Source organism: Pseudanabaena minima str. Chao 2107 (assembly GCF_051131155.1).
GTDB classification, from domain to species: domain Bacteria; phylum Cyanobacteriota; class Cyanobacteriia; order Pseudanabaenales; family Pseudanabaenaceae; genus Pseudanabaena; species Pseudanabaena minima.
Map to the genome: position 1 here is coordinate 4,145,313 of NZ_CP159508.1, position 13,335 is coordinate 4,158,647.

General features: G+C 42.8%; 11 protein-coding genes. 7 read left to right on the top strand and 4 right to left on the bottom strand.

The window, feature by feature from the left end:
- Positions 1–248: 248 nt before the first annotated feature.
- The 5 genes from ABM313_RS18855 to ABM313_RS18875 all read left to right on the top strand — a co-directional run bounded on the left by ABM313_RS18855 (position 249) and on the right by ABM313_RS18875 (position 5,176).
- On the top strand, positions 249–1,700 hold the full coding sequence (locus ABM313_RS18855; RefSeq protein WP_434684680.1) for an ammonium transporter: 1,452 nt from the start codon (positions 249–251) through the stop codon (positions 1,698–1,700).
- Positions 1,701–1,868: 168 nt separating this feature from the next.
- On the top strand, positions 1,869–2,543 hold the full coding sequence (locus ABM313_RS18860; RefSeq protein WP_434684681.1) for a GAF domain-containing protein: 675 nt from the start codon (positions 1,869–1,871) through the stop codon (positions 2,541–2,543).
- 315 nt (positions 2,544–2,858) lie between these two features.
- A complete protein-coding gene (locus tag ABM313_RS18865) occupies positions 2,859–2,975 on the top strand; it encodes a photosystem II reaction center protein I (protein ID WP_071590106.1) in 117 nt (38 codons plus the stop codon).
- A complete protein-coding gene (locus ABM313_RS18870) occupies positions 2,975–4,765 on the top strand; it encodes an ABC transporter ATP-binding protein (protein ID WP_434684682.1) in 1,791 nt (596 codons plus the stop codon). The genes ABM313_RS18865 and ABM313_RS18870 overlap by 1 nt, the downstream gene beginning before the upstream one ends.
- Positions 4,766–4,906: 141 nt before the next feature.
- Entirely contained in the window at positions 4,907–5,176 is a 270-nt protein-coding gene (locus tag ABM313_RS18875) for a hypothetical protein (RefSeq protein WP_323261042.1), read from the top strand.
- 116 nt (positions 5,177–5,292) lie between these two features.
- Here ABM313_RS18875 and smpB read toward each other — a convergent pair whose 3' ends face one another.
- Both smpB and ABM313_RS18885 read right to left on the bottom strand, forming a co-directional pair.
- Complete coding sequence (gene smpB / locus ABM313_RS18880; RefSeq protein ID WP_094534639.1) at positions 5,293–5,751, bottom strand: SsrA-binding protein SmpB; 459 nt, start codon at positions 5,749–5,751, stop codon at positions 5,293–5,295.
- A 19-nt stretch (positions 5,752–5,770) separates the two neighbouring features.
- Positions 5,771–6,121, bottom strand: coding sequence for a hypothetical protein (locus tag ABM313_RS18885; protein ID WP_434684683.1), 351 nt, complete (start codon positions 6,119–6,121; stop codon positions 5,771–5,773).
- 362 nt (positions 6,122–6,483) lie between these two features.
- Between ABM313_RS18885 and ABM313_RS18890 the strand changes: the two genes are divergently transcribed.
- Positions 6,484–8,292, top strand: a complete 1,809-nt coding sequence (locus ABM313_RS18890; RefSeq protein ID WP_434684684.1) for a protein kinase domain-containing protein — start codon at positions 6,484–6,486, stop codon at positions 8,290–8,292.
- A 175-nt stretch (positions 8,293–8,467) separates the two neighbouring features.
- On the top strand, positions 8,468–9,205 hold the full coding sequence (locus ABM313_RS18895) for a hypothetical protein (protein ID WP_434684685.1): 738 nt from the start codon (positions 8,468–8,470) through the stop codon (positions 9,203–9,205).
- 142 nt (positions 9,206–9,347) lie between these two features.
- On the opposite strand, the gene pheA is transcribed toward ABM313_RS18895, so the two are convergent.
- Together pheA and ABM313_RS18905 are read right to left on the bottom strand one after the other, a co-directional pair.
- Complete coding sequence (pheA, locus tag ABM313_RS18900; protein ID WP_434684686.1) at positions 9,348–10,184, bottom strand: prephenate dehydratase; 837 nt, start codon at positions 10,182–10,184, stop codon at positions 9,348–9,350.
- Between the two features lie 103 nt (positions 10,185–10,287).
- Positions 10,288–13,311 carry a transporter substrate-binding protein gene (locus ABM313_RS18905; RefSeq protein ID WP_434684687.1) on the bottom strand — a complete coding sequence of 1,008 codons (3,024 nt, stop codon included), beginning with the start codon at positions 13,309–13,311 and terminating at the stop codon, positions 10,288–10,290.
- Positions 13,312–13,335: the final 24 nt, after the last annotated feature.

The following is a 13,335-nucleotide window of genomic DNA, read 5'->3' on the forward strand; positions in this document are numbered from 1 at the left end:
TCACAAGATATTTTTTAAAGGCGTTGGTTTGCATCACTTTTAAAAAATATCTTGGTTTGGGTTTAAGCGCAAAGCATTGTAAATAAGGGGAGAAGGGACGTATTAATACCAAAGCATAAAATCGCTTAGCAATTTTATGCCTTTAAAACCCTTGCTGGGTCTGATTTGCAACTCACAAAAGTGTCGTCATACTCTTGTGAGTTGATATAAATGCTCAACAATCCAAATAGCGGTGTATGGATCTAATCATGGCAAAAGTAACAACAAAAAGAAAGAATTATTTTGCGCGTTTTTTAGCGATCGCGATCGGATCTGCGATATTTGCTGCATTTACACCAGCGATCGCCCATGCGGTGGAGACAGGCGCACTAGAGTCTTTAACTAAAAACACAGGTACTCTAAAGCTATCAGTTGATACGGGTTGGGTGCTGATCACGGGGTTTTTAGTATTTTTTATGCAATGTGGATTTGCCATGCTAGAGGCAGGGCTGGTCAGGCAGACGGGGGTAGTAAATACACTTACCGAGAACTTCATTGATGCAGCAGTTACCCTTTTAGCTTGGTGGACTACTGGTTTTGCGATCGCTTTTGGGACAACTAGTAACGGATTTTTTGGGGTAGATGGCTTCTTTTTAAATAATGCCTTTACTTTCAATAATGGGGCGATCGAGTATGCGATGGGTGCAGGAGGTTCTACCGCGCCCATCAACACATTGACATTGTTCTTTTTTCAGTTCGCTTTTTCAGCAACAGCAAGTACGATCACTACAGGTGCAATGGCTGAACGGACTGACTTTAAGGGCGATTTAATTTACGCTTTTATCATGGGCGCTGTTATGTATCCCATTGTTGTGCATTGGGTTTGGAACAATGGGGGCTGGCTCTATAAACTCAACTTTCATGATTTTGCTGGGGATGCTGCTGTACATACGGTTGGCGGATGGACAGCTCTAGTTGGAGCCTATTTACTTGGTCCACGTCCTGATCGAGTATGGGGGCAGATTCCTCCAGCGCATAACCTTGGCTATGCCACGATTGGCACGATGATTTTATGGTTTGGCTGGTATGGCTTTAATGCTGGTTCGACCTTGACTATGGATAACCCTGGTTTAGTTGGCTTAATTGTTGTAAATACAACAATAGCCGCTTCCACTGGTGCAATAGCAGCTTTTATCTACATCTACTTTCGCTTTCGTCAGTGGCACTTATTTTGCGGACTCAATGGTTCGCTAGCAGGTTTAGTAGGTATTACCGCAGGCTGTGCGTATGTCATGCCTTGGGCGGCAGCACTAATCGGAGCCGTGGCTGGTGTACTGGTGTTGATAGTAGTAGACATCATTGAGTGGTTTGAAATTGACGATCCTGTGGGTGCATTTGCCGTTCATGGTGCGTGCGGTATGCTGGGGATAATAGCTGTAGGACTATTTGGACATCCAGCCCTAACCACCAATAAAAAAGCTGGATTATTTTTAGGTGGTGGTTTTGATTTACTTGGAGTGCAACTCGGCGGTGAAGTTGCGATTATCATTTTTGTAGTGATCTTCTCCTTTTTGATGTTTGGCTCCATCAAAGCATTGGGGATGCTGCGAGTTAATCCTGAAGCCGATCGCATTGGCATTGATGTTTATGAGCATGGTGCATCGGCTTGGCCAGATGTTTATCCAATCGATGATCTCCAATTTGATGACGAAGAAGAATAAAGTAAAAAAGTAAATGGCAGCGCTAAGCGCTGCCATTTACTTTTTTTAGTGTTTTTCTGGGGTGATTTTGCTAGTATTATTCGGATAGCTTGTGCTGCTAAGACTAAATTCCCAAAACTTTGTTTTATTTGAGCTGAGCGGGACATTATAAAGATATTGGCGACATCCATGACTCCTGATTTAGGCTGGAAAACAGACACACCTGAAGATAGCTCCCCCTCGAATCCTCAGGTACTAGCAGAGCAACTACACTATTACAAGTGCTTGCTTGATAATCTGTTGGCAGTATCTTTATCCTTGTCTAGCACCAATGACTTAAGAACTTTTTTAGAATCAGTATTAGCGACAACTCGTAAAATGACAGCAAGTGACGCAGGCAGTATTTATTTAATCGATCGCTCTGCCCCAGTCCACACAGTCTGCTTTGAAGTTTCTCAAAATGATTCCCAACCTGATCGATCACTAGTCAACTTTGCCGTGCCACTCAACCAGGATAGTATCGTCGGCTATGTTGCCATGACAGGTGAGACGCTCAATTTATCTGATGTGCGCGATCTGCCAGATGATGCTGTATATCGACATCACAAGACTTTTGATTACGATATTGAATATCACACCCGTTCAGTTTTAGCTGTTCCCATGTTCGATTTACAAAAAAGAACGATCGGTGTCTTTCAGTTAATAAATCGTAAGGTTCAAGATATTTCAATTACATCAGATAATGTCAGAGAAATCACCCTCGCCTATTCAGATTTAGATGAGAAATTATTAAAGGCGATCGCTTCTCAAATATCTCTATACATTGAGCGATCGCAACTTTTAGGACAAGTATTTCCCACGTAAAAGCTTTAGCGTCATAAATGTAAATCTCCAGTTTTTTAGCGTATTAACCCAAGAAGAGAAGAGCGGTGCTTCGAGCCACTCTTCTCTTCTTGGGTTAATAACAATTAACGAAAGTATAGAAACACTTTTGTGAATTAAAAGCCAAACCCAGTAAGGGTTTTAAAAACACAAAATATTACCTTTAATTTTTAAATCTAAGTATTTATACTCAAAAGTAAATACCCAATCTTAAGGAATTATAAGGAATCCCCATCTTTTCCTATAAGATTTAACATAGGATAAATTCTTAGATATTTATACGGAGATTATTTATTTATGCTCACTTTAAAAATAGTGGTCTACATCACTGTCATATTTTTCATCAGTTTGTTTGTGTTTGGCTTCCTCAATAGCGATCCATCTCGCAACCCAGGTAACAGGGATCTCGAATAGTGATCAACACCCCCAAAGCTAGCTCTGCCAAATCTCAATCTTCAAATCGCAAAAGTAATGACTGGCGGTTGATTTTGAGCTTATTGCCTTACGCAAAGCAAAATTCCAAACAGCTTGTCATATCGCTGCTTTTACTTGTACCTCTCTCAATCGCTAGTGCCGTCCAGCCAATTTTGGTACAGCAAGGCATTGATGGACCAATAAAAAACGGCGATTTGTTGGGTTTGCGGTGGATTTGCTTAGTCATACTCTTGACGATCGCAGTGCGCCTTGCGTTTCAGTCTTGGCAGGGCTACTTGGTGCAGGAGGTCGGACAAAAAATTACAGCAGATATCCGCTCTGATTTATTCCGTCACGTCACCTCTTTATCAACTAGTTTTTTTGATCGCACGCCTGTTGGCAAACTCATCACCCGCTTAACTAGTGATGTCGAAGCACTAGGTGATGTATTTGCAACTGGTGCTGTAGGTGTATTGAGCGATTTTGCAGCGATCGGGACAATCGCTATTTTCATGTTTTTGCTGCGCTGGGACTTAGCCCTGATGCTAGTGATCATGGTGTTACCCGTGACTGCATTAATTGTCTATTTCCAGTACGAATATCGCAAAGCAAATTTTAAGGCTCGCGATCGCCTGTCAGAACTTAATTCAATTCTGCAAGAAAATATTATTGGCGCAAATATTGTTCAGCTATTTCGTCGCGAAAAGTTTAACTCCGCCCAACATCTCAAAGTCAATAAGCAGTATGTAGACGAAGTAAATCGCACAGTTTTCCATGATTCTGCGGTTTCGGCGACACTGGAATGGATTGCGCTAGTGGCGATCGCTGGCGTACTATGGCTAGGCGGCGGACAAATTGTCCAAAAGAATCTCACCTTCGGCGAACTTTCAGCCTTTGTGTTGTTTTCGCAGCGCCTGTTTGACCCAATTCGTCAACTCGCAGAAAAATTCACCACAATTCAAGCAGGATTTACAGCAGTTGAACGGATCAATGCCATCCTGCAAGAACCCATCGAAATTCGCGACCCTGAATCTCCCAAAAGGCTTCCCCTTGATGGCACTGGCGAAATTTGTTTTGATCATGTGTGGTTCGGTTATAAACCCAATGAGTATGTTCTCAAAGATGTGAACTTCACACTGAAAGCAGGTGAAAAAATTGCCCTTGTTGGTCCCACAGGCGCGGGTAAAAGCTCAATCATCCGACTGTTATCGCGTCTATACGAGCCAACCAAGGGCAGAATTTTAATTGATGGTATCGACATTCGTGAGATTACTCAAGCAGAGCTACGTCGCTGTGTTGGCGTAATTTTGCAAGATGCTTTCCTATTTTCTGGGGATATTAAAGACAACATTACGCTCGGTGAAGACTATGCGATCGAGCAAGTAGTCGAAGCTGCTGAGTTGATGAATGTAGATCGCTTTATTCAAGAACTGCCCGAAGCCTACGCAACCCAAGTCCGTGAGCGTGGTACAAATCTTTCGGGTGGACAAAAGCAGTTGCTAGCCTTTGCCAGAGCTGCCATTCGCGATCCCAGAATTTTAATTTTAGATGAAGCAACCGCTAGTCTTGATGTCAGTACCGAGTTTTTGATTCAACAAGCTTTAGATCGACTTTTGATTGATCGCACTACGATCATTATTGCTCACCGTCTATCGACAATTCGCAACGTCGATCGTATTCTCGTCCTCAAGCAAGGCGAAGTCATCGAGTCTGGCACTCACGATCAACTAATTGTTCAGCAAGGTGTTTATGCCAGCCTCTATGAATTAGAAATGATGGCAACCCGTTAATATTGGCATGATTGGGATTTGTTGGTGTTAGGTTGGCTACTCGTAGTGAGCCAACTTTGCATCCTAAATGGTTTGTGAGAATGCACCTCTTCGGGGTGCATTCTCACAAACCATTTAGGATCGCTATAGACATCATTTTTTATGGTTCGAGGAAATATGCTAGGGCTGATGATGCTGGTTGCCGTAAGCCCTATAGCTCTAATTGGCGGATTTTTACTTAAGCTCAAAGACCCAATCACTATGTCAGCAGTTGGCTGTGGTTTAGTGATCGTAGATTTGATTTTTCGAGCTAAGTTTCGGAGTACTTCAGGTTGGTTGTTACAGAGAGAATTTGGTGGAGCATTATTTTTCTTGCCAGTCTGGATTTTAGGGCTTGTGGTTATAGCTATTAATCTCAGTAGATTAACGTGAGTTTTGATATAGCCATTTGCGGAGTGCTTCGCACTCCGCAAATGGCTATATCAAAACAGGAAAAATTGCGGAGCAATTTTTCCTGTTTTGCGTGTTGGTCGAATTGATATTAAGTTTTAACGATTTTTCATGACCCTTTCGATATCACGCTTGTCATCGCGTTTTTTCATGTCATCGCGTTTATCGTGAAGTTTCTTTTGGCGGACTAAGGCTAAATCAACCTTAATCCATCCATCCTTTTGATAGACCTTGAGTGGTACTAGCGTCAAACCCTTTTGCTGCACAGCCACGATCAACTTGCGGATTTCATCTTTATGTAATAGCAACCGACGAGTGCGGGTTGGCTCATGGTTAAAATACACACTAGTCGTATGGTGTGGGGCAATATACATATTTAGCAGCATGATCTGCCCCTTCCGCACAATACCATAGGCATCGCGGAGATTTGCTTTCCCCCCTTTAATTGATTTAACTTCCGTGCCAAGTAGCTCGATCCCTGTTTCATGGGTTTCGAGAATTTCGTAATTAAATCTAGCTTGCCGATTTTCGGCGAGTACACGATAGTAATTTGCCATTTATTCCCATTAATACTGTCTAATATCCTGATGTAACTTCTAATAGCTTCCATTCTGGACTGTCACAGAATGCTTTAGAAACACGATCAGAGATTCCATGACAGTAATTATTAATCCGAAGTGGCAGTTCGGCATTTTTGGTAACGCTAGTCAATTTTGCCTGATTGCCCTCAATCTCAGAACGATGGATCAAGACCTCTACCGTAACCATTTTGGCGAATGACGCATTAGTCTCTATTTCTTGAGCAATCACATAGTCATCAGTTTCATAGGTAATTACCAAGTTACAAGACTCCAACGTTTTGATAATCGTTGAATGTAGGTTTTCGGGAGCGATTTCAACTAAGAAATGTTGAGTGTATCTAGCCATAAATCATCAAAACAACTGGTTCGGCTAGCAGTTTACTAGTCCTTGTCTACAAACTATCTCTAAAAGCTATAGGCTTATCATGTACTATGCCATTTTTTGGCATTAGCACTTTTTAATTTTAGTTATTAGGGCTTACAGCTTATCCATCATAAACCAAGGTGTCATTAAATCGTTTAATCCTAGAGCATGAGCAACAATAAATAAAAGCGGTGCGAAGCGCCGCCTTTATTTATTGCTTTAAGCAAAATTTACAAAACCCAAATATGGGAAGTGACGTAAAGCGTCACTTCCCATATTTGGTTTTTATGTTTTACTTGTAAGGCGATCGCTATATATATTTGTGACAAGAATGGTGTAATCGGATGATTGGTCAATTACTTGATGGACGCTACCGCATCGCTAGCAAGTTGGGTGAGGGTGGATTTGGTCATACTTATTTAGCCCATGATACGCGCATACCAAATGAGCCACTTTGTGTGGTCAAACATCTCAAACCTGCTAGTAGAGATCTCGAATATTTAAAGGTGGCGAGTCGATTATTTACTAGTGAAGCACAAACCCTTGCTCAGTTAGGCAGTCACGATCGCATTCCCCGTTTGCTGGCTTATTTTGAGCAGGCTGGGGAATTTTATTTAGTAGAAGAGTTTATTGAGGGGAGATCGCTAGAAATAGAGTTAGTACGCGGCCATCGGCTCAGTGAAACCCTAGTTATGCAGATCCTTGATGACTTATTAAGCATTTTGGAATATACCCATAGTCATGGCGTAATTCATCGTGATATTAAGCCAGATAACATTATTCGCCGTAAATCCGATGGCAAATTAGTATTGATTGATTTTGGGGCGATCAAACAGGTTCAAAATCAGCTAAATCAAGAGGGAGCAACGATCGCCACCGTAGCGATCGGGACTTTGGGATATATGCCTAGTGAGCAAGCTCAGGGTAAACCCCGCCATAACAGTGATTTGTATGCACTTGGAATGATCGGCATTCAAGCCCTGACAGGTTTGCCACCGCGTGAATTGCAAGAAGATTACCAAACAGGAGAATTAATCTGGCAACATCTTGTGCCAAATAAGTCGGGCTTAGTCGATGTATTAGCCAAGATGACCCGCTATCACTACAAAGATCGCTATGAATCAGCTTCAGAAATTCGTAAGGTTTTGGCAAACTTAGACGATCGCCACTTGCCAACGCAACCAGTAAGTAACTCCGCTAATGGGCTTCAGTCCACGATTGTGGGTCTCAATAACAATCAAAACAACAATCAAAACAGCAATCATAATTTGCATACGGAAGTCTTACCCCAAGTAACTCCCACAGTCCCACCGACAGAAGCATATACGCCAGCGATCGCGCCGCCACTGATTCCACAACCACCAATCCAACCATTACCACCAGCTACTCAAACACCTACACCCATAAATCGCGCTCCATCTCATGAACCATTGCCTCAGCAGACTGTACAGGTTTACGCCCCAATTCAAGCTGATCATAATGGTGGTAACGGTAATAATAAAGGTTTATGGATTGCTGTATGGGGCGGAGCCTTTGCCATTGCGATCGCGATCGGCGCTTTGATGGCGACACGTTCATCCAATATCACCACAAATACCGCCAATAACTCCACTCCTACTAATAAAGCTGCCGTTACCCAAAGTCCTAGCAAAACTCCCGTAGCTAGTCCTAGTCCATCCGCGTCTATCGAACCTACAGTTATCGCAACTTCTGCACCCACGGTAGCCCCTATTCCGACCCCAACTAATTCTCCCCAAGTTCCGATTGAGCCTTTGTCTGAGACTGATGCTGTAGACATCGTAAATAATTTGGTAGCTAGCAAAAATCAAATGTTTGCCCCACCCTTTAACCGCAAATTGCTAGCCGAGCTAACGACAGGGGAAGCCTATGAAAAACGCAAAGGAGCGATCGACTGGTTAGAGCAGAATAATGCTTTTTATCGCTATGGTGAATTTACGGTGAGTCGAGTTGGCTCATTTGGTATTCAGGATAATCAAGCCAATGTGACCGTAGAGATTTTTGAAAGTCCAACCCTATATGTCAATGGCAAAATCGATCGCACTCAGTCTCAGCCATCAAGGGGGCGCTATGTTTGCACCCTGAGTTTTGAAAATGGCAAATGGAAAATCGCCAATCTGACAAAAGTAGATTAAAAAAGATGGGGCGGCGAAGCCGCCCCATCTTTTTTAATCTACGGCGAAGCACCATAAATTAATTTCAGGGCAAATTGTGGGCATAGTAAGAATAGGGTATTAAGGCAAGTCGGCTTTCTGATATTTCTATTTAAATGATTGGGGCTTTGCTATGTTGTACAAATCAAACGTTTTAATGACAGTAAAAAGCAATCAAGAAAGTGGCTTTCTGGGGGCGCTTGAGCAGTCTACTCTACCACTGCAAAATACCGTTGGTGTGAGCTTACTTTTAGTTTTACTATGGGGAGCGATCGGCGCAACTATCTACAATTATTGGCAATTGCAAAAAAATCGCCAACAATTAAAGATCGAGAAACTGAAAACTAGTGAAACCGCGAAAAAGCTCAAACTAGCTCTGAATATGATTGATGAGCATGAACGCAATCCTGATTTGATTCATTCCCGTGAGTTTAATCTAGATTATTTGAGCATGAGAATGGAGGAACCCAATTTTTGTGAAATTATCTTGGCACAAATGAAGGTTAACCTCCGCCAAAAAGTCGCCCCTGCACTAATGCCCACCGAAGAAGATAGCGGCACGGTTCGCAAGGTCGATGTGATTTTTGATGTGTCCTATCAGCCTGAGCATCATGATGATTCACAAATTCGTACCCTCTTTCGTATCCATGTCAAGCTAGCAAAAATCCCAGCTCATGGCTCGCAGAGCATTCTCAAAGATTTGGCGACTGGGTTAGAAAATTTTGTGGTTGCCTCAGATGCAAATCGCAATTGGCAACCTACGATTCAGGGACGACTGGCGATAATTAGTTGGGATCAAACGGCAAAACCCACACCTCTATTAGTGATTGAGCAAACTAATGAAGGCAAAAATGTACTGATGAAAAACAAGCGTCTTGCACATTCTAAGATCTAAAAAATGGTCGTTAAGCACACTCTTTTAACGTGAGTTCAAGCCATTTGCGGCGTGCTTTACACGCCGCAAATGGCGAAAAAGGGTAAGAACCGCTTAGCGATTCTTATCCTTTTTCGCTTTCGTCGAACTAACTTTCTTTTAGTTAAGCAATAGAATAACTACCAAGAATTTTCAGATTTTCGGTCACAGATTGCAGTTCTTGTAAGGCTTCACTGAAGTTAGGATCATCAATGGGGGCTTCAATGTCGATGAAGAATATATATTCACCCAGCGATCGCTTGGTGGGGCGTGACTCAATCCGACTCAAGTTAATCTGGCGATCAGCGAATACTAACAAAGGTTTGACTAAGGCTCCCGGCATATTGCGTTTCAGGCTAAAGGCAAGGGATGAATGCGTGCCTTTAGTGGTGGGCGCAGTACGTCCTAAAACTAAAAAGCGCGTGCAGTTATCAGGTTGATCGTTGATCGGAAATTTCAAGATCGGTAAGTTATATATCGCAGCAGCCCGTTCTGAAGCGATCGCCGCTATTGTGGCATCCTCAGCAACACTATGTAATCGATCAGTGTTGGAGTCAGTAGCAATTTGTTGCACGTTGGGTAAATAGAGATCAAGCCATTGTTGGCACTGGGCTAAGCTTTGGGGGTGGGAATAGACAACTTTAATATCGTCAAGATTTGAGGCGCGAGTAATCAAGGCATGAGCGATCGGCAAAACGATCGCCTGTTGAATTTGCAATGACTCTGATTGCCACAGGCTATCGAGGGTCATGGTTACGCCACCTTGAATTGAGTTTTCTACAGGAACAACGGCTACATCCACATTGCCATGCTCAGCAGCATTAATCGCTTGGGGAATCGTGGGATAGGGACACAGCCGCGAAGGATCATGCTCTAAGTCTGGATGGCAAAGCTGTAAATATTGCAAAGCTGCCACTTCTGAATATGTACCTGCGGGACCAAGGTAAGCAACCGTTGTCATGATTAGGGTTTCGCGATTGAATAAGGAACCAGATTTTTAGTGGCGAAGCTTCGCCACTAAAATCTGGTTCCTTATTTTACTGTCCCTTAGCGACGATAATCCCCTATACCGAAGAGGAAAGGCTTTGCGACACCTCTTTGTCTAGTTCATCTAATTTCAACACTTGTGATGCAGTCGAAAGAGACTTACGCTCAAGCAACATATAAGTATCCATCTCACCTCTGCCTTTGACAAATATTTTGCCACGATGCCAGAAGGAATATTTATCTTTGAGTAGCTCATAGGTGGCTTGCGTCACCTGAATACCTCCCGCTAAACCGTGGGATTCCATCCGACTAGCGACGTTAACAGCATCGCCCCAAAGATCATAGATAAACTTGCGAATACCGATCACCCCCGCCACAACTGCACCTGTATTAATCCCAATTCGCAAACGGAAGCTAGTATCGTCGCCTCGTTTAAACTTAGAGATAGATTTTTGCATGGCTAGAGCCATCTCCGCGATCGCTTCAGCATGGTCTGGACGTGCCGTAGGCAATCCACCAACCACCATATAGGCATCACCAATGGTTTTGATTTTTTCTAATCCCAACTGATCGGCAAGCAGATCAAAAGAAGAGAAAATGCCATTGAGCATGGTCACTAAGTCATTAGGTGAAACTTGCGTCGAGAGGGCAGTAAAGTCCACAATATCTGCAAACAATATGGAAACATTCTCAGACCTTGAGGCGATCGCATTATTGTTAATCTTCAGTTGATTGACGATCTCTTTTGGCAAGATATTCAGCAACAAATTTTCCGACTTTTCTTGCTCCGCTTTGAGAGCCTGTTCAGCAAGTTTTCGTTCCGTAATATCTTGAACCAGCCCCTCATAGGAAATAAAGTTACCTTCATGATCATAGTTAGCTCTGGCATTAATCAAAATCCAGATGATACTGCGATCGCTCTTGTAGACTAAAGCTTCAAAACTAGCCACTGAGCCGTCAGTAGCAATTTGATGCAAGAATTCTTGATAACGTTTTGGTTCTGTAAATAGACGATATGGATCTACCGCAACGGCAGTAAGTAATTCCGTAGGACTTTCATACCCATAAATGTTGGCAAGTGCAGGATTAGCATTGATATAACATCCATCCGTTTGGGCTTGAAAAATACCTTCGATCGCATGTTCAAAAATACTGCGATACTTCTCTTCCGCTTGGCGCAAAGATTCTTCAATTTGCTTTTGATGACTAATATCAATAATCACACCATCCCAAACCGTATCACCTTTGTTATTGCGATGGGGCTGAGAGATAATTCGTACCCACTTAACTTTCTCAAATAGACTAGAGACCCGATATTCATGCTCAAAGGTCATCAGTTCTTCAGCAGATATCCGCACCATCTCATTAAGTGCCGCACGGTCTTCAGGATGAGCCATATCAAAAACCCATTCCAAATGCTCGGTGAACTCTTCGACAGATATGCCAAAAATTTCTTGAGTACGGGGGCTGATATAAGGCATGGAGACTGCGCCATCAGGATGTAACACGGCACGATAGACTACCCCAGGGACATTATCAGCGATCGCTGAAAATCTCTGCTGACTTTCCCGTAATAGTATTTCTGCTTGCTGACGATCCGCCGCTTCATTTTGTAAACGTCTAATCGTTTTCTGTAATTGCAGCGTGCGTTGTTCAATCCGCTGCTCTAATAACTCATTGGCATCCCGCAAAGCCCCTTCCACATTTAACAAATCCGCCTGTGTCTTAAGCAATCTCTGATTTGCTTTAAACATCTTCGACATCACGGCGCGAGTAATCTCAGGAGCAAGTTGGTTACGCCCCTTGCCATGCCCTCGACCTAATAGCTCAGCGATCGTAGCCTCCAAGTCCTGAGCATCTTTTTCTAGTTGCCAACTTTGCTGAATGCCTTGCGTAATATCGGCAAGAATCTCAATAACTACAGTTGATGTATCTGGATCTAATTCTTCTACCCCCAACCAAGGCATCGGTTTAATCGGATCGACGGTATAGAGGATTTCAAAAGTACCTGTTGTAGTAATTTCCGCAACCCGACAAGCTGTCCAAATGTGATGGTTGCGATCGCGGACAATTCTGCCCGCAGGCGAAATAAAACTTTGATCATAGGCCGCCTGACGCACTGGAAGCACTTCAAAGGTTTGAGCAGCTTCAACGGCTTGTTTCCACAAGAACACTTGAGTATACGCCGCTTGCATCACGACATTGACTGTTGGTGTTTGCGATCGATCTTCACCAAACCAAGTTGCAGCTTTACGCAAAAAATCTTGATTTGGAGCCGTATCTAGACTTTGGAAATAGTTAGAGCTAGCTAGATGTCCAGCGATCGCCGCAGGATGCTCCAGACTTTCCCAGAGATACTTCAGTTCTAGATCAGTTAAGCGCAATGATAGAACTGGAATATCTTCAGCCTTAATTCCAGCTTCAGCATACTGTTGTAAAAAAGCAACGGAGTTCTGTAGAGATAAGGTGCTAATTACCGCAGCAGGCGCAATATGCTTAATTTTGGCAATGCTTTCATTATAGGTAGAGATGTCACGGGGAACATAGTCTTCACATAGTAACAAGCCATTTTGCTGCTTAATTTGAGCGCGAATAATCTTATTAACTGTGCGTGAGTAAATGCCATCTGTACCAATTAAATAGATGCGATCGCCTTTGTTTTGCAACAACCAATTAATCGCTGGTTGGATAACTTGATTAGGACATGCACCTGTATAAAATATATTTTTTGAGCATTCTAGTCCCTCGTAATAATAGGGATACCAAAGTTGAGCTTGATGCTTTTCAAGGATGGGAATTACCTGTTTACGAACTGAAGATAAACCACAACCAAATAAATTTTTAATATCCAATTCATTCAACAAAGACCCCACTTGCGAAGCAATACTGTGATCATTAGCCACAATATCCATAACGATTGGATCAATATTTTTTCCTAAAATACCTCCTGATTGATTAATTTCTGCGATCGCCATCAAGGTTGCATCTTTAACCAAGGTCTCACTATTGAACAGACCAACACTCGGAAATTGCATCACTCCAACTTGCATGACTTCAGTCCTACTAACTGCAATATTTAAGGACTTAGCCTCTCGATTCATTGGTCGATACTCCCTCTACCTTAA